This window comes from Arthrobacter sp. K5, from assembly GCF_040448525.1.
GTDB classification, from domain to species: Bacteria; Actinomycetota; Actinomycetes; order Actinomycetales; family Micrococcaceae; genus Arthrobacter; species Arthrobacter globiformis.
Genome location: NZ_CP159279.1, coordinates 3,311,176 through 3,328,455 on the forward strand (window position 1 = coordinate 3,311,176; position 17,280 = coordinate 3,328,455).

The window sequence follows — 17,280 nt, forward strand, 5'->3', positions numbered from 1 at the left end:
TTCCGGCACATAAATTCCCACCCCAGTTAACATGTTGGAAACATTCGGAAATACATCGAGTCCTGTCGCCGCTGGCCCGGACCGCTGACGTCCTGCCCCTCCGCCCCAAGGATCTTCTGGCCTTAAAAGACGCGGTCCCCGATGCTGCTTGAGGCAACATCGGGGACCGCGTCAGGCTGGTCTTTCTCCAGCTCTACTTATGCTCTCGTAACCACGTCCTTGGACGGCAGCACCATTTCGAGTAATGGTTCGGCGTAGCGCGCGGCCAACGGCCCCACAACAGCCATGACCAGCACATAGGCAGTGGCCATGGCCGCCAGTTCCTGGCTTACCGCGCCGGATGCGAGTGCCAACCCGGCGATAACGATCGAGAATTCCCCGCGGGCTATGAGCGCCGTTCCGGCCCGAAGGCGGCCAGTGCGGGCAATACCCGCACGCTTTGCAGCCCAGATGCCGGTGGCCATCTTGCTGGCTGCGGTAATCAGGGCGAGCACGAGTGCCCAGCCAAGCACGGGCGGGATGGAGGCAGGATCGGTGTTCAGCCCGAATGCGACGAAGAAGATCGCGGCAAAAAGATCCCGTAGTGGCGCCAGGACGAGCTTGGCATTGCGCGATGTGCCACCGGAGATTGCGATGCCGAGCAAGAAGGCGCCCACTGCCGCTGACACCTGCATGGCTGATGCCATGCCGGCTACCAGCAGCGCCGCCCCCAGGACCTTCAGGAGGAATACCTCTGAATTCTCGCTGTGAACGGCCTTGGAGACGTGGTGTCCGTGACGCAATGCAACCACGAGAACAACGCTCACTACAGTCAGCGCGATGCCCACCGTTGTGAGCCCTGCGAGGAAACTGACGCCGGCAATTACTGTAGTGAGGACGGGAAGATACACGGCCATGGTCAGGTCCTCAAACACCAGGATGGAGATCACCACACGGGTTTCGCGGTTGCCCAGCCAGCCCAAGTCACTGATCACCTTCGCGGCGATGCCAGACGAGGAAATATAGGTGACACCGCCCATCACCATGGCACCCACAGGTCCCCAATCAAGGAAAAGGGCGAGTCCTGCCCCCGGCAGGAAGTTCAGAACCAGGTCAAGGATGCCGCCCTGCCATGACCTCCGCAGCCCGGTGAAAAGCTCGGACGCCGTGTATTCCAGACCAAGCATCAGCAGGAGCAGGATGACGCCGATCTCCCCGGCGAGGTGCGCGAATTCCTTCATGCCTGCAAGCTCGATGATTCCGCCCGTGCCAAAGGCGAGTCCACCCAAAAGGTAGAGCGGGATGGGTGAGACCCCGATTTGTCCGGCAAGCTTGGCCAGGAGGCCGAGGCAGAACACCACGGCCCCCAGTTCAATGAGGCTCAGGGCTAGCGTGTCCATGGCGTCTACCCCCGCTGCAGAATTATCGCCACAGGGGAGACTCCGCACCACCTGCCTGCGGGCTTGGCGCCAAGGGCAACTGACAGAATGCTGAAAGCGTTGGGCATGGTGGCTTCCTCTCTGAAGCACGAACAACTTTTGCTTAACTGGGTTCGGTCCCCGGCGCGACTGTCGAGTCGCGCCGGGGACCGCGTCTTTAGGGCTGCTCGTTCTCCAGCTCCAGTACCTCGATCGCCATGGGAATCAGGCTGACTGAAATGCTGCGAAAGGTACCGGCGGCTGAGGAGCCATGTACGTCACGGAGTCGGATCCAGAACCTTTTCGGTATCTGCGGCACGGTAGTCCGGAACGTCGGCCACCGCTGCTTTGCTGCCCGCGCGGCGCGACTCATGCTGGGAGTACAGCCAGATGGGTAGGTAAAGCGCCAGTACGAGGAAGCCGACCCAGGTTGAGGTCCAGCCGATCTCCAGGCTGTTCAGGTAGACAACGCCGACCACGCACAGCGGCACGTTGAACAGGCCGAAGGTCAGGGCTACATGCTTCCAGCCCTTCGGTGCCTTGAAAGGCCGCTCCAGGTTGGCGAAGGCCGGGTGCTTACTGGCTTTGACATAGGCAAACAGGCTGATGCCGTTGGCAAGGGTGTAACCAATGGCGGAGGCTGCAAGAATTGCGGCGGCATTTCCCATGGAAATCAGCACCAGGTTGAAGGCGCCGATGATCAACATGGCAACAAAGGGGGTTCCTTGCCGGTTCGTCTTGCCGATGAATTTGGGAAGGTTGCCTTCGGCCGACATGGAGTGCATGGCCCGTGACGAACCCAGGTATGCCGTTTGGATGATCAAGATCATGGCGGCGACCAGCATGATGATCGTAATGATCGAACCGGCCTCGCCGAAGGTAGCCTGGGCGACAGGAATCAGGGGCGACACCGCTTCGGCCTGCACACCCTCAACCCCAAGTACACCGATCACCGCCGTTTGCAGCAGTACATACAGGACCAGGCATATGAGACCGCAGGCAAGCAGCGCCTTGGGGACGTCTTTCCCGGGATTCTTGTATTCAGGTCCGTAGATGGCGGCCGTTTCCCAGGCACAGGCACTCCACTGAGCGATTCCAAAGATGCCAAACAGCATCAGGATGTGGTGCATATCCCAGGCCCAGTCGGTCGGCCACCAGCTGCCGGTGATGTTGGCCATTTCAACGTGTCCGGTGGCAAAAGGCGCTACAGCAAGGATGACCAGGGGTATCAGGGAGACGGCCGCCAGGATGTAACCCAACATAGCGCCATCCTTGAGGCCGAACCAGTTCACCACGAACAGCCCGCCGAAGATCACCACCCCTGCAATCAGTGCGAGCTGATATTCGCTGAAGGTCTCCCCCAGTACTGGGAACAGCCCGTGCAGGTAACCGCCGACCAGGATGGCGAAGATCGCCAGAATCGGGTTCCAGCCAAACCAGTAACTCCAGGCCGTGAAGCCGCCGATCAGTTTGCCCTTGTCATACTTGCCCTTGTAGTTCTCGCTGCGAAACACAAGCTGCGCAAAACCCGGCAAACCGGAGGCCTTGGGAAAGGTGGTGGCCATTTCCGCATACGCGGCATTCTGCAGGAAACCCTGAAGGACCGATAACCCCCAGACGAGGATTGCTGCGGCAGACACGTACATCGGCAGGTAACCCAAGGATGGCAGAATCAGCAGCGGCACGCCCAGGGCGATGGCCATACCCTGCTTCCAGTCGATCGACCTTTTCAGATGATCGACGCCATCCGAACGATTTTCACTCATAACATCTCCTTTGATGAACTGATCGTTTTGTGTCCTACGCTGCATCGATTCCCGTGGCCTGCGGCACGTCCTCGACGGACCCGCGGACGGCAAATATCCGAGCACGTAGGTGGGTGCGGAGGATTAGTCCGCCCCAGTGGCGGGAGCGCGGGAGCGCCGCTGGCGAATAGACGAGTGGGCTCCCGCGATCTCGACTTTGGACTAGTGGCCGTTGCTGGTGGAGCAGTGGCCGCCGTTGGTGGTGCGGGTTTCGGTGGGGAGGTTCAGGGTGGGGTTTTGGTTGAAGAAGCCGCGGGGTTCGAGCATGAAGCCGATGTTCTGGCGGGGCATCACGGGCCAGTCTTCGAGGCGGACGACGTGGTGCATGCCGAAGGTGTACCAGACCACGAGGTCCTGATCGACGATGTTCCGGTCTTTCTGGGTCCAGATGTGCAGGCCGTCATCGGCGCCGGTGGCCTGGTTCGGGTACTCGCCGGCGGCGAAGCGTTCGGTCCGGTCGTAGGCGGTGACCCAGAGGTTGTTCCGGGCGAACTGGGCGCGTTTGGAGACGTAGGACTCGTCCCCGGCGGCGAGCTGGATGCCGTTGGTGGGGATCAGGCGGTAGGCGACGGGTTCGTCCACGATGTTCTTCTTCTCGTGGTTGGCGATCTTCCAGAACCGGTGCTTGGCGCCGTCGGTCTTGCGGATCGCGGCCTGTTCGGTTTCCAGGAGCCGGTCCACTGCCTTGAACGCGGTGTGGGTGGGGTTGTGCTCGGGGTATTCCATGTCCACTTCGTAGACGGCGTTGTTCGGGCCATCGACTTCGAAGTCCATCCGGACGTTGAACATGTGCTGGTGGATCGGGGCGTAGAGCCCGTCGTTGTTCAGGGACTGGCCGTACGGGCTCTTCGCGCCGGGCTGCTGCCCGGCGGTGGAGAGGATGCCGGTGGCCTTGACCAGGAACTCGATGGACCCATCGAGGAAGAGGTGCCAGTAGAACGCGTACTCGTAGTTCGCGACCGTGGCGATGAAGGAGATCACGAGCTTGCGGCTGCGGCGGGTCTCGGCGGTGCCCTCACGGAAGTCGAAGTGCTTCCACAGGATCGAGTCGTCTTCCTCGTGCATGCAGATCGCGTTCTCGATCGTCCACGGGTTGCCGTGGCTGTCCACGCTGTGCCCGTCGAAGTACTGGATCTCGCCCAGGCAGTCACAGCCCAGGGTCAGGGAGTTGGCCATGTTCCCGATGTTGTACTCACCGGAATCGAACGCGTTCTTCTTCGCCTGCACCGGGGCGGTGTCACCGTACGGGACGACCATTTCCGAGAGCGAGGCACGGTTGATCACCGGACGCTCCACACCCTGGTCACGGAACTTCAGCTGGTGCAGGACCAGGCCCTCACGCGGGGTGAACCCGACCCGGAAGGACCAGTCAGCCCACTGGACATGGTTACCGGTCACCTGGAACGAGGCGCCCTCGGGCTGGGTGATCTCGATCGGCTTCAAATCCGTGCGGGCCGGGCCAACGTACTTGGGCAGGTAATTGCCCCGGGCGGACGGGACCGGGATCGCCTGGTCATCCTCGAGCCTGACGACCTCACCGGAGGACAGGTCATAGAACACAATGAAGTTCTCGATCGGGTGCGCGTACGGGCTGTCATCGGGCTCGTCCCGGACGAAGACCAGGGCACGCATCAGACGCCGGCCCTCGGCGTCCTCACCGAAATACCCCACCGACCACGGCTCGAAGCAGACCAGGTCCAGGTCCGTCAGGCCCCGCTTCGCCAAAGCCTCGATAACCTTCGGATCCTTCCGGCACGCCTCCTCACACTCGGCGAACTCATCGAGCATGAACGGCGGCTGGACATTGGCAGCGAGCTGGACCCACGAATCCACCGTCCCGGTCTCCAGATTCACGACCGCCTCGTACGACCGCGCCGCGGCCCGGTCCACCAGAACAGCGTCCGCCTCACGGCCCACCTGCACACCATTGCGCAGGTCCTCCTTGGCCGGCTCACGCAACTCAACGCTGATAAAACGGAACGACTCCGCCGCCGCCGGCCCCTCCTTCAAAACCGCCACCGCACGGGAAATCTCCTCCCGCGACAACGGATCCAACGGATGCGCCACCCCAACAGCGGCTGAAGTTTCAATGTCGAGAGTCATGCTTATCTCCTAGATAAATCGGAATGGGGGATGCATACGGCGCGGAGGTGAAGCGCTCCGGAAACGGGGCTTGAAGTAGCCGAGGGTAGTCACGGTGGTTGTTGACCCAAACACGCCCGGCCTGTATCTCGTGCCCGGCCCCGGTAGCTGGTGTGGCCGTGGGGCTAATGGATACGAAAGGTCCCTAAATTCTCAGAACTGTTCGGCGTTGTCCGAACTGTTCATCACCGGTGCAAGTGAACGTCCTCTGTTCCAGAGAGTCAGCCGGGCTCTGCGACGAACCTGGCGATGTGATCCCGGTCACTTGCATTCCTTACAAGAAGCAAAGCTATGCCACGGAATTCGTTTAGGCGAGGCTTTCATAAACATTTACTTGAGAAATTCCGGCGCATAAATTCCCACTCCAGTTAACATGTTGGAAACATTCGGAAACACGGGCATACCTATCGCTGACGGCCTCCGAAATGCTAATGTTCTGCACCTTGGCTCGATGACTTGCGCCGCCCTCGGAGTAAGGCGAGCGCGCCCCACCCGAAGGGAGAGTTGGTACCCAGTGTCTGCACGCGGTGATCGCTTTATCACTCCCCGTTCACCGGTGGAGGGTCTGCGCCGCCGGAAACTTTCCTTCTTGCCGGTCTTCGCGCAGGCGGTTGCCGGCGTGGCGCCTGCAGGTGCCATGTCCGTCATTCCGGCTCTTGTCTTCCCGGGTCTTGTCTTTGGATCCAACGGACCGAACCTCCTGGTGACATTCGGCGTGGCCATGGCCGTCATGGTCCTGGTTGCCTTCTGCCTAAGACCAATGGCACAGCGCATGGCAGCCGTCAGCGGCCTCTACAGTTACACCGCCAAGGGACTTGGGCAGCGGACGGCGATCACCGCCGGATGGTCAGCCATTTTCGGTTACGGCCTCGTGGCCATGGCCGCACTGCTGCTTGTTGGCGTCTACGTCGGCCAACTGTTCTCCAACCTTGGGGTCCCCGCTGCAGACTCCAAGGTGTTCACAGTGCTGGTCATACTTGCCTCCGCGGCTACCGCTTGCCTCCTCATGGTCAGGGGGATCCGCATATCGGCGTGGTTCATGGTGTTGATGGAGTCCATCTCGATCGGAGTCCTCGCCACCCTGATGATCATCTACTTCGCCGTCAACCCGTCGAAGCTCAGTCTCGGTAGCGTGTTTGCTTGGAACGGAAATTTTGACGCGCTACCGATCGGCATCGTCGTGGCCGTTAGTGCCTTTGTCGGTTTCGAAAGCCCGACCACGCTGGGAGGGGAGGCGCACAGACCCTTCGTCACCGTCCCCCGCGCCATCACCTGGACCCCCATCCTCATGGGTGTGCTTTGCCTTCTCGCCGTGACCGCCCAAGATGCAGCGCTCAAGGAGGCACCGTTAAGCATCGCAGCGAGCTCTACGCCGTTGTCTGACCTCTTTTCCCAGTCTTCACCTGTCTCCGCTGCAATCCTTGACCTTGGCATCGCCGCATCGTGGTTTGCGTGCGCGATCGCCTCTGTTAACGCCCTTGCCCGGATATTTTTCTGTATGGGCCGGGAAGGGGTTGCACCGAAAATAGCCGGCAGGACCCATCCCGTCTTTCGAACCCCTTCGATGGCCATCATGGTCATAATGCCCGTAGTTGCCATCGTGCCCATTGCAGTCGTGACTTCAACTGCCAGTCCGGAACGGGGGCTCGTGAACCTCCTCACGCTGGGCGCCTACGGATATCTGGGGTCCTATATCCTTGCTAGCGCGTCCCTGCCCTTCTTCCTGCGCCGGATCGGGGAGAGTACCTACGCCAGCTGGATACTGGGAGCCGTAACCACTCTCGCCCTCGGAGCCGTCTTTTGGACAGCCGCAGCGGCATCTATCCGCACAGGCAGCCTTGAGACCGTTATCTACGCGGGCGTCCTCCTGGCTAGCACCATGTATGCGACGTTCCTACACTTCCGATTACCAAGGCGTCTGGCGGCCGTCGGCATCTATGACGAAACCCGGGAATTGGACCTCTTTCATGGCAGGCCCACCCCATGACCTACAGGCCCACACACTCCGGACCCAGCACAACGTCAAACCCGCTCAGGATCCTGGAAATCGTGGCACGGTTCGGCACCGGGACAACGGCTAAAGAGGTCACCGATGCCCTGCAGATGCCCCAGGCGACCGCGTATCGGATCCTGAATTCGCTCGTCGCGGACGAATATCTGGCCCGCACGTCCGACCTCCGCGGATTTGCACTAGGTCAGGCGATCTCGGGGCTCATTACGGCTGCGACTCCCCCAACCGTTCCCACCGCAGCCCGCGCCCTCATAGAGGAATTTCGGGGCGGGAACCGTTTCGCCGTGCATCTCTTGATGTTCCGCAGCGCTTCCCTCAGAGTCGCCGATGAGGACCCGGATTATCCGCTCCACTCTGTTTTCGAAATGCTCCGGTATCCGCACGCCTCTGCAGCAGGAAAACTGATGCTTGCTGAACTTGGGGATTCGGCATCCCCATTCCCTACAGGACCGTTGGTGAAGCTGACACAGCACACCATCACAGACAGTGGTCAACTGGAAGAACAACTCGCCGAAATTAGGCTCAAAGGCGAGGCATCGGAAATCAACGAATTGGAACAAGGATCCGCCAGTCTCGCATTTCCCGTAAGGCTGCCCAACGGCGTGGCCGGCGCAGCCCTGTGCCTGTCCAGCCCGGCAGAGCGGTTCACGGCAACCCGCGAGCACGCAGAAGCCGCCCGTGAACTGGCCTCACGGCTGGCACCTTTCCTGTTCTGATTAACGTCACATAGGCGCGTCAGGCAGTCCTGACGCGCCTTGCGTGTGGCGATCTTGTCTTTCTTCTTACACCGCCCCGGCGAACCGGAACTCGTCCCCGTCCGCGATGGCCTTATCGGGCGTGGTGCCGGGGTAGACCTGTTCCCAGAGCACCTGGTCCTCCGGGTTGGATTGTGAGGCTCATGCTGGCACCCCGAATGCCTCCAGGTCCGGGATGCCCTGCTCCTGAAGGCTGACCTGATGCATCTTGGAAATAGCCAGATTGCGAACCGTTTCACCGAAGACTTCGTCGGGGTCGAGGCGGCGCAGTTCTTCGGCGAGGCAGTCGCGGAGGCTGCGCCGCGGCAGCGAGATCCGTTGCGCGGGCTGCCCGGGCTGGGTGAGTTCGGCGACGGTGTGTCCAGGCCGGAACAGCCGGATGCTGCCGGACGTCTTGATCAGTTGGACGCCCCGGATTCCGGTGCCGGGCGCGTCCGCAAGGATGTTGACCGGCACGTCCAGGGCCTGCGTGAGCCACGCTGCGAGCAGGATGGTGCTGGGCGAGTCCGAGGCGCCCTCGACGGTGACGGCGGTAATCGGCGTGGCGTCGGCCTGATCCAGAACTGCAGCGAGCTTAATCCGCCAGTTCGTTAGCCGCGTCCAGGCCAGGTCGGTATCGCCTGCCCTGTAGGTGTTCCGGATATTCTCCAGCGCCCACAGGGGGTCCGCCTCGTTGGCCGAGTCCGTGATCCGGCGGTGCGCAATCCTGCCGATCGAGGTTTGGCTGGCATTCGCCGGTGCCCCGTTAGACCACCAGGCCACGATCGGGGCGTCGGGCAGCAACAGTGCGGCAACGAGGGACTCGCTTTCCTCGGCGAGTTCACCGAAGCCGCGCAGCACGATGACCTCGGACGCGCCCGCGTCCCCGCCGACCCGGATCTGGGCGTCCAGGTGGGTGGGTTCCTCCGGAGAACCGGCAGCCAGCACGATGATCCGGCAGGGGTGCTCGCGGCTGGCCTCGTTGGCCGCCTCGATCGCTTCCTCTTCCAGTCCTGACTTTGTGATGACCACCAGGGTGAGGACCCGGCCGAGGGCGATCACGCCGCCCTGCGCGCGCAGGGATTGGACCTTCTTGGCAACAGCAGAGGTGGTGGTGTTGGGGAGATCTACAATCATGGCCTTCTCCAGGTGCGTCCGTCGCGGGTAAGCAGCTCATCCGCCGAGGCTGGGCCCCAGCTGCCTGGCGCGTACGGCTCGGGCCGGTCGGGCAGGGAGGCCCAGTACTCCTCGAACGGGTCCAGGATCTTCCAGGACAGTTCCACCTCTCGGTGGCGGGGGAACAGCGGCGGCTCGCCGAGAAGCACGTCCAGGATCAGCCGCTCGTAGGCTTCGGGGCTGGACTCGGTGAACGCGTGCCCGTAGCCGAAGTCCATGGTCACGTCCCGGACTTCCATCTGGGTGCCGGGGACTTTGGACCCGAACCGGATCGTGGCGCCTTCGTCGGGCTGGACCCGGATCACCACGGCGTTCTGGCCGAAATCGTCGTCGCTGTGGCTCCCGTTCCCCTGGTTACCGAACAGCAGGTTCGGTGCCCGCTTGAACACCACCGCGATCTCCGTCACGCGGCGGCCGAGCCGTTTGCCGGCGCGCAGGTAGAACGGCACCCCGTTCCAGCGCCGGGTGTTGATGTCCACCCGGATCGCGGCGTAGGTTTCGGTGGTCGAGTCGGCGGGGATGCCGTCCTCTTCCAAGTAGCCCTGGACCTGCTCCCCGCCCTGCCAGCCGCCGGTGAATTGGCCACGGGCCGAATGCGTGGACAGGTCTTCCGGGAGCTGAACGGCGGCCAGGACCTTTTCCTTCTCCGCGCGCAGGTCATTGGCGTTGAAGGAGATGGGCTCCTCCATGGCGGTCAGGGCGAGCAGCTGCAGCAGGTGGTTCTGGATCACGTCGCGGGCCGCGCCCACGCCGTCGTAATACCCTGCCCGGCCGCCGGTGCCAATGTCCTCGGCCATGGTGATCTGCACGTGGTCCACGTAATTGGCGTTCCACAACGGCTCGAAGAGCTGGTTGACGAAACGCAGCGCCAGGATGTTCTGGACCGTCTCCTTGCCCAGGTAATGGTCGATGCGGAACACGGAATCGGCCGGGAACACCGACTCCACGATGTCGTTCAGCTGCCGGGCCGATTCGAGGTCGTGCCCGAACGGCTTCTCAATAACCACCCGCCGCCACTTCTCGCCCTCGGCCTGCGCCAGGCCGTGCTTCGAGAGCTGCCGGCAGACCAGTTCGAAGGCCTTCGGCGGGATCGACAGGTAGAACGCGTGGTTTCCCCGCGTACCGCGCTGCTCGTCCAGTTCGGCCAGAGTGGCGGAAATCCGCCCAAAGGCGGCGTCGTCGTCGAACTCGCCCTGAACGAAACGAATGCCCTCGGAAAGCTGGTCCCATACCGCCTCAGAAAATGGCGTCCGGGAATATGCTTTCACGGACTCCTTGATCGCGGCCTTGAGATCCTCATTCGTCCGGTTCTGCCTGCCGAAGCCCACCAGTGCAAAGCTCGGCGGCAGGAGTCCCCGGCTTGCGAGGTCATAGACGGCGGGCAAGAGTTTCTTGCGTGCCAAGTCGCCGGTGACACCGAAGAGCACCAGGGACGATGGTCCGGCCACCCGGGACAGCCGGCGGTCGCGCGGATCCCGCAGCGGGTTCTGCCCGGACCTCACATTCGAATCAGGGTAAGTAACAGACATTGTTGCCTTCTAACTTTCGACATGCAGTGCGTGTCGACCGACGGTCACGAGAGAACTAGCTCGCGAGTCTCCCCGAAGGGAACGGTGTCGCTGAGCGTGAGCGTGTACCGGCCAGGATCATGGCGGGTGACCAGGATGCCGGCAAACTGTTGGGGCGCCCGGCGGAGCAATGCCTCTGCATCGTCGAGCAACTCGTAAAGCCGAACAGGGTCATTAATGAGGACTTCCACGTACTCGGCGGCCTGACTAGACATGATGAACAGCTTCCTTCCCAGGGATCAGGGTCCCCCAATATGCCAACCCCTCATCCTCGGGGTGTGCTGTGTCTTAACTCCGTCGGTGGCGTCCCGCGCCGTAAGGGTGCGGGACGCCACCGACAATTAGCGACCTAGACGATGGCTGCGCGGAGTTCCTTCGCGGCCACGGCGGGGTCGGCTGCACCGTAGATGGCACCGCCGGCGACGGCGACATCGGCGCCGGCCTTCTGCACGTCACCGATGGTGGCGAGCTTCACGCCGCCTGCCACGGAGAACGGAACGCGGGCTTCGGCACCGGCGCGGAGCAGACCGTTCAGGTCGAAGCCGGGCTTGGCCTGCTCGTCCAGGCCGGCGTGCATCTCAACGAACTTCGCACCCAGGGCGCGGACTTCCTTGGCCCGGGTGACCTTGTCCTCGATGCCGATGAGGTCAACGACGACGCCCTTGTTGTGGGCCTGGGCTGCCTTGACCGCACCGGCGATGGTGGAGTCGTCAGCGGCGCCGAGCACGGTGACCAGGTCAGCGCCGGCCTTGAAGGCGATGTCGGCTTCGAGCTCGCCGGCGTCCATCGTCTTCAGGTCAGCGAAAACGATCTTGTCCGGGTGGGCTTCCTTCACGGCGGTGATGACGGAAAGGCCTTCGGCCTTGATCAGCGGCGTGCCCAGTTCGATGATGTCGACGTACTCGGCAACCTTGCCGGCCAGTTCGAGAGCAGCTTCGGTGGTCAGGAGGTCGATGGCAACCTGGAGCTTCATGATGTTGTTTCTTTCTGTAGGACTGCAATTGGGTGTGGAAAAACGTTGGGTGAGGAACTGACGGCCTCGGTTACCCGGGGTTGGCGGTTACTCGGGGTTGGCGGTTACTCGAGGTTGGCGTGGCGCAGCCACAGCTCCTCCGCCGGCTGGGCGTCGTTGTCCCAGAGCGACTGGAAGATGGCCTCGGTGGCAACGAAAAGTACCTGTTCGAAGAGGGACCCGGCGTACTGGCGGGAAACGCTGGAGCCGTGGTCGGTCTTCTGGGCGGCAGGAATGATCACCACTGCATCGGCGAGTCCGGCGAGCGGCGAATCCGGGTTGGTGGTGAACGCGGCAATCCGCGCGCCGGCCTTCGCTGCTGTTTCCGCTGCCTTGACCACTCCGGAGGTCGTTCCCGATCCGGAGGCGACCAGGAGCAGGTCGCCGGAGCTGATGGCGGGTGTGGTGGTGTCGCCGGCGACGTGGACGTTCAGGCCCAGGTGCATCAGCCTCATGGCAGCCATGCGCAGGACGAGGCCGCTGCGGCCCGCTCCGGCGACGAACACGCGGCCCGTCAGGCTGATGTGGCGTGCCAGGCTGGCCACCTGCTGCTCGTCGATCTTGGCCGCCGTATCCGCGATCTCGTCCCTTACGAGGGACAGATTGCGGACAATGTCATCTGTGGTGCTGTACACCGCAGTCGTCGCGGTTGCTGTCGGATTCACGGTTTTTCCCTTCGATTCGGCCATCGGCCTGTAGCAGCCGAGTGGATGCTTTCTGGTTGATATCCATGATTCCGAAGCAAGCGGGCAGGGGTAACACTGTTTTCTGACGGTTTTGACTACCCTTAAGGATTGGTCCGGTTCGAAACGGGCGTTCAGCAACGGAAGTGACACCAAAGCCTCTTGCGGGAGATCAAAGGCCTTTAAGTACTCCCGGACTGTAGTATTAGCCCAACCCATAGCCCATCTTCGGAGCGCAGACTTTTGGCCTCGCCGACACCCTTCGAGTCGCAGATATATCGGTCATTGCCCGAAATCGAGCGGGCCGATGCGATTGTCGACAGAATCTCCACGGCCATCTCGCTCGGGCTGCTCAAGGTCGGTGAACGACTGCCACCTGAAGCGGCACTCTCGGAGATGTTCGGCGTCGGCGGCGCCACCCTTCGCGAAGCCTTGGGGGAACTGCGCGAGCGGGGCATCGTTGAGACCCGCAGAGGTCGGAGCGGGGGATCCTTTGTCGTCAAGCAGCCTCAGAGCCAGACCGACGCCATCCGGGACTGGTTTCTCTCGACGTCTATTTCTGAAATACGCGACCTCGGAGACGAACATTCGGCCATAGCCGCCACCACCATTCGCCTGGCATGTGAACGCGCGGAAGCTCATGACTTCGAGCGTCTCCAAGAACTTGCGCGGGCATTGGTTCTGGCCCGGACCCCCGAGGTCCGTGCATCTGCTGACAGCCGCTTCCACATCGAGTTAGCAGTATCGGCGCAGTCACCGAGGCTGGCCAACGCCGAAATCCGGCTTCAGGAAGAGTCAGTCCAACAGTTGTGGGCTCCGCTCGGCGTACCACTTGACCCTGAAACGGCAACCGCAGAACACTTGGAGCTGGTCCGGGCAGTGGCCCAGGACCAACCCGAGAGGGCCCAAAAACTGGCACTTGAGCACATCAGGCGAAATATTTTTCACCTCATAGACACGAAACTGACCCTCGGTTACAGCCAATCAATCCAGGAACCCAATGAAGCCCGACACTGAAGTCGTACATGCTGCCAATGCCCTCACTTCGTGGACCAACGGCGTCTCCGCGGAGATCGAGGACCTTTCCAGAAACGTCGCCTCGCTGCTTGAACGAAATCTCGTCGGCAGGCCCAAGGTCGATAAAGCTGCCTTGGCCGGCCTGGACAAACTCTCACGCGAGTTCCTTGCGAAGAACACTTTTGCCGTAGGTGCCGGAACGTTCTTCGCCCATGCATCCGTTGAGGAGGGCGGCCGGACCTTGGACTGGTGGTCCCGCAAGGGATCCGGTTCCGTCGGAAGGCTGGATTTTGATCTGACTCCGGGCAGCAACCGGTATTACGACTATGAGAAGCTGCCGTTTTTCTCGACCGCCGCTTCCACAGGTGAACAGACTCTCTGGGGCCCGTACATCGACTATCTCGGCTTCGAGGAATACATCCTGACGTTCACCGCACCGTTTTCCGTTCATGGAACCTTCACGGGGGTTGCCGGATGCGACATTCGGATCAAGGACCTGGAACCCCTCATCATGCCGCACTTGCGCGGTATCCCGGGCGATGCCGCCCTCGTCAACGCCAGTAACCGCGTCATTCTCGGCAACTCCGGGATGTACCTGGTCGGCGAGCGGATCAAATCCGGGTCTCCGGAGCAGCACCGAATGGCCTTGGATGTTCCACACCTGGGGCTCTCCTTGATTTACACATCAACGCGTCATGCCTCGTGACGCTGTAGGCGGCCGTCTTGGGGGACGGCGGTCCAGCCACCCCGCTGCTGTGACATAAAACCTTTGCCGGTATAGCTTTAGCGTCCCGCGTGAGCGGCCTGGCACTCGCAAGGCAAACAGCCCATAACCGGGCGGCCATCCAACGCTGTGTGACCTTCCAGCGCCATCACACCCGCGTGTGCGATGGACGCACTGCCCGGACTCAAGTCCCGGCGGGCGCTTCAACGAAGCGCAAGATTCCCGCGATTAAAAGCTATTGCATTGCAGCTTTAAGGAGTAATCTTCGAAGTGATCTGTTTCACAGGAGAGCCCAGGCGTGCACGTCCACACCGCAGGCTCGGAAGCCTTCAGCTCGAAGATCCGGCGCTCATGGCCGAGCCACCGGGGCTGGAGAGGAATCACCGATAGCGGCTTCGCTCTCAGGCAGGTTCATTGACGAGCCAGGCCTGAACTAGCGGCGGAACCGGGACGAAGGTGTCGTAATCGGGGAAGTGCTTCCTCATCCGTCCTGCGATTTGACACAGGACGTAGACAAAAATCTGACAACGCTTAGTTGTTCAAGGGAGATTGTTATGAGTGAAAATCGTTTGGATGGGGGCGATGACCTGGAGAGGTCTATCGACTGGAAGCAGGGTCTGGCCATTGCGCTGGGCGTACCCCTGCTGATTCTGCCCTCCCTGGGCTACCTTCCGATGTACCTGTCCGCCGCAGCAATTCTTATCTGGGGACTGTCGGTCGTTCAGGGCTTCTTTCAGAACGCTGCATACGCTGAGATGGCTACGACCTTTCCCAAGGCCTCTGGCCTGCCGGGTTTCGCGCAGCATATTTTTCGCACCGAGAACTACAAGGGAAAGTACGACAAGAGCAAGTTGATCGGCGGCTTCAGCGCCTGGAGCTACTGGTTCGCCTGGACCCCCGTACTGGCGATTTTTTCCATCCTGGTGGGCGGTTACCTGCATGGGCTTTTTCCGGTGCTGGGCGAAACGTTTACCGAGTACCAGCTCTCACTGATATCCGGGGTGGTGATTTTCGGCGGACTGTTCGTGGTCAACTGGTTCGGCCTCAAGGATGGCGCCAAGCTGGGTTACATCCTCGCTGCGTTTTCCCTGATACCGCTGGTTGTCCTGACCGTGGCGCCTTTTGCTACCGGACACGTAGAGATGACCAACATCACGGGCAGCTGGATCCCGGCCGACTGGTCGTGGGACATGCACCACATCCTGATTCTCCTGGGCATTTTTGCCATCGCTCAGTGGAGTGCCTGCGCTTGGGAAACGGCAGCCATCTACGGCCCGGAATACAAAAACCCGCCCAAAGATGTCTCCAAGGCGTTGTTTGCCTGCGGCATCATTTGCTTCTTCTCGTTCGTACTGGTGCAAGCTGCAGTGATCGGCGTGCTCGGTGTTGACGGCGTACTGGACGAACCCGTATCGCCCTTGATTCCGGTCGCCCAGGCAGTCTTTGGCCAAGCCGGCTCCATGATCACCATCATCATGCTGATCGCGGCGATGATACTGATCATCCAAACGGCCTATCTGGGCTCGTCCCGCGCAATGCACTCCATGGCGACCGAAGGCAACCTCCCCCGGGCCCTCGGCAGAACGAACCGCCACGGCACTCCGGCTGTTGCCATGCTGGTCATCGGAGCCTTCAACCTGGTGCTGATTTCGATGGGAAACCCCGCTGCGATTGTCGCGGCATCGGCGATCGGCTACACCTGCGCCAACGGCATCAGCCTGTTCGCCTACGTGAGAGCCAGAAAGCACCCCGCCTTTGCTGGCCTGGCAAGGCCCTTCAAGGCGCCCAAGGGCTGGAAACACGTCGCCATGCTCTTCGGCCTGTTCAATCTGCCCCTGTGCCTGATAGGCGTGGTTTACCTCAACAGCTTGGAGATCGGCTGGACCCCGACGTGGGTCGGCTTCATCGTACTGGCGCTCTACATCCCCATTTGGTTCTATTCCCAGCACGAATCGCGCCGCTCCAACCAGAAGGCAGCAACTGACCGCTCGTCAGATCATGATGCGGCCGATAGGGAACGGGTCCCAGATCCCATGTGACGCAGCCGGCAGTTCCGGCTGCCCAACGCGGGTCAGCTCGTCCGCGCAGTAGTGTGACCCCATAAAGACAGGAAGGCAGGACCGTTGAAAAACGGTCCTGCCTTCCCTGCGTTTCCTCGGGGACGCTGCATCGTCATCAACCGCTACCACGCGAATATCCTCACATCGAACTTTTTTGGTCCCATCGCGTGCCTCGCGGGACGAGAAGCAACTTGCCCGGCGGCAGCGGTTGCGCACGGACTGCTCGCCGCCAAACCAAGCAATCTTCTGGAGGTGGCACCCGGAAAGATCAAGGCAAGCGTTACGGTCCAGGAGACAAAAATGTCTCTTTGCGTGAATATTCCAAAAAAAGTCTGGACTAGATGAATTAGGAGGAGTAGGTTTGCTTGTGGGACGAAAAAGCGTGACCGGCATCACACCAGCAGACCTCGGTGAAGAGCTCCGCTGGCCCCTCTGGAAGCAGAGGATGTCGGGTTTTGCAGGTCCCCTCCCGGAGCTTAGCCCGGCTTGAGATGACCTTCAGCGCAACTTTATTTGCACCCAAAGACGAACAGTCCTGACAAACCATTAACCCAGGAGAGACCCATGGAAACCATCCTCACAGGAACTTTGACCAAGGCCGGATCCATCCACAAGGTAGTAGGCGGAGATGTCGGCCTGCCGCCGATGAACGAGCCCGGCACTGTCGCCGCAATCGGTGACTCCCTGCATAACCCTGAAGGGTCGGTCATGAGCGCCGGCTTCTTCGAGCTGAAGGCTTCCGAACCCCTGGTGTACACGTACACCTATGACGAGATGAAGGTCGTCATCAAGGGCGAGTTCATCCTCACCGACCAGGCGACGGGCGAAGTCACGCACGCGAAGGAGCGCGACGTGCTGTTCTTCCCGAAGGGCACCACGGTTAAGTTTGAGACCCCGGAGTACGGTCTGGGGTTTTTCACCGGCGAGCGTTCCTTCGCACCGTAAGGATCC

14 protein-coding genes are annotated in these 17,280 nt (G+C 61.4%); 6 read left to right on the plus strand and 8 right to left on the minus strand.

The features are described 5' to 3' along the window. Positions 1 to 197 precede the first annotated feature (197 nt). The 3 genes from ABRP34_RS15055 to ABRP34_RS15065 all read right to left on the minus strand — a co-directional run bounded on the left by ABRP34_RS15055 (position 198) and on the right by ABRP34_RS15065 (position 5,305). Complete coding sequence (locus tag ABRP34_RS15055) at positions 198 to 1,379, minus strand: cation:proton antiporter (RefSeq protein ID WP_003806084.1); 1,182 nt, start codon at positions 1,377 to 1,379, stop codon at positions 198 to 200. Positions 1,380 to 1,675: 296 nt separating this feature from the next. Next, a complete protein-coding gene (locus ABRP34_RS15060) occupies positions 1,676 to 3,163 on the minus strand; it encodes an APC family permease (RefSeq protein WP_353710807.1) in 1,488 nt (495 codons plus the stop codon). A 201-nt stretch (positions 3,164 to 3,364) separates the two neighbouring features. Next, the gene (locus tag ABRP34_RS15065) at positions 3,365 to 5,305 is read right to left on the minus strand and encodes a primary-amine oxidase (protein ID WP_353710808.1); all 1,941 of its coding nucleotides are present in this window, start codon (positions 5,303 to 5,305) and stop codon (positions 3,365 to 3,367) included. 658 nt (positions 5,306 to 5,963) lie between these two features. On the opposite strand from ABRP34_RS15065, the gene ABRP34_RS15070 reads away from it, so the two are divergent. Together ABRP34_RS15070 and ABRP34_RS15075 are read left to right on the plus strand one after the other, a co-directional pair. Further along, on the plus strand, positions 5,964 to 7,331 hold the full coding sequence (locus tag ABRP34_RS15070) for an APC family permease (protein WP_353710809.1): 1,368 nt from the start codon (positions 5,964 to 5,966) through the stop codon (positions 7,329 to 7,331). Then, positions 7,328 to 8,071: an IclR family transcriptional regulator C-terminal domain-containing protein gene (locus ABRP34_RS15075; protein WP_353710810.1), complete on the plus strand. Its 744-nt coding sequence runs from the start codon at positions 7,328 to 7,330 to the stop codon at positions 8,069 to 8,071. Before ABRP34_RS15070 ends, ABRP34_RS15075 begins: the two co-directional genes overlap by 4 nt. A gap of 180 nt (positions 8,072 to 8,251) precedes the next feature. Here the strand turns inward: ABRP34_RS15075 and ABRP34_RS15080 are convergent, their stop codons facing one another. The 5 genes from ABRP34_RS15080 to hxlB form a co-directional block, all read right to left on the minus strand. Then, a complete protein-coding gene (locus tag ABRP34_RS15080) occupies positions 8,252 to 9,226 on the minus strand; it encodes a glucose-6-phosphate dehydrogenase assembly protein OpcA (RefSeq protein ID WP_353710811.1) in 975 nt (324 codons plus the stop codon). Next, positions 9,223 to 10,794: a glucose-6-phosphate dehydrogenase gene (zwf, locus tag ABRP34_RS15085; RefSeq protein WP_353710812.1), complete on the minus strand. Its 1,572-nt coding sequence runs from the start codon at positions 10,792 to 10,794 to the stop codon at positions 9,223 to 9,225. Before zwf ends, ABRP34_RS15080 begins: the two co-directional genes overlap by 4 nt. Positions 10,795 to 10,838: 44 nt before the next feature. Further along, a complete protein-coding gene (locus ABRP34_RS15090; protein ID WP_003802974.1) occupies positions 10,839 to 11,048 on the minus strand; it encodes a hypothetical protein in 210 nt (69 codons plus the stop codon). A 134-nt stretch (positions 11,049 to 11,182) separates the two neighbouring features. After that, positions 11,183 to 11,806, minus strand: a complete 624-nt coding sequence (gene hxlA, locus ABRP34_RS15095; RefSeq protein WP_003802977.1) for a 3-hexulose-6-phosphate synthase — start codon at positions 11,804 to 11,806, stop codon at positions 11,183 to 11,185. 104 nt (positions 11,807 to 11,910) lie between these two features. Further along, positions 11,911 to 12,510 carry a 6-phospho-3-hexuloisomerase gene (gene hxlB / locus ABRP34_RS15100; protein WP_353710813.1) on the minus strand — a complete coding sequence of 200 codons (600 nt, stop codon included), beginning with the start codon at positions 12,508 to 12,510 and terminating at the stop codon, positions 11,911 to 11,913. 303 nt (positions 12,511 to 12,813) lie between these two features. Here hxlB and ABRP34_RS15105 point away from each other — a divergent pair, with 303 nt between their 5' ends. The 4 genes from ABRP34_RS15105 (at position 12,814) to ABRP34_RS15120 (ending at position 17,274) form a co-directional block, all read left to right on the plus strand. After that, positions 12,814 to 13,545: a GntR family transcriptional regulator gene (locus ABRP34_RS15105; RefSeq protein ID WP_245531530.1), complete on the plus strand. Its 732-nt coding sequence runs from the start codon at positions 12,814 to 12,816 to the stop codon at positions 13,543 to 13,545. Then, positions 13,529 to 14,251, plus strand: a complete 723-nt coding sequence (locus tag ABRP34_RS15110) for a cache domain-containing protein (protein WP_353710814.1) — start codon at positions 13,529 to 13,531, stop codon at positions 14,249 to 14,251. The genes ABRP34_RS15105 and ABRP34_RS15110 overlap by 17 nt, the downstream gene beginning before the upstream one ends. Before the next feature lie 572 nt (positions 14,252 to 14,823). Then, complete coding sequence (locus ABRP34_RS15115; protein ID WP_353710815.1) at positions 14,824 to 16,308, plus strand: APC family permease; 1,485 nt, start codon at positions 14,824 to 14,826, stop codon at positions 16,306 to 16,308. Positions 16,309 to 16,893: 585 nt separating this feature from the next. Continuing rightward, a complete protein-coding gene (locus tag ABRP34_RS15120) occupies positions 16,894 to 17,274 on the plus strand; it encodes a cupin domain-containing protein (RefSeq protein ID WP_353710816.1) in 381 nt (126 codons plus the stop codon). Positions 17,275 to 17,280 lie beyond the last annotated feature (6 nt).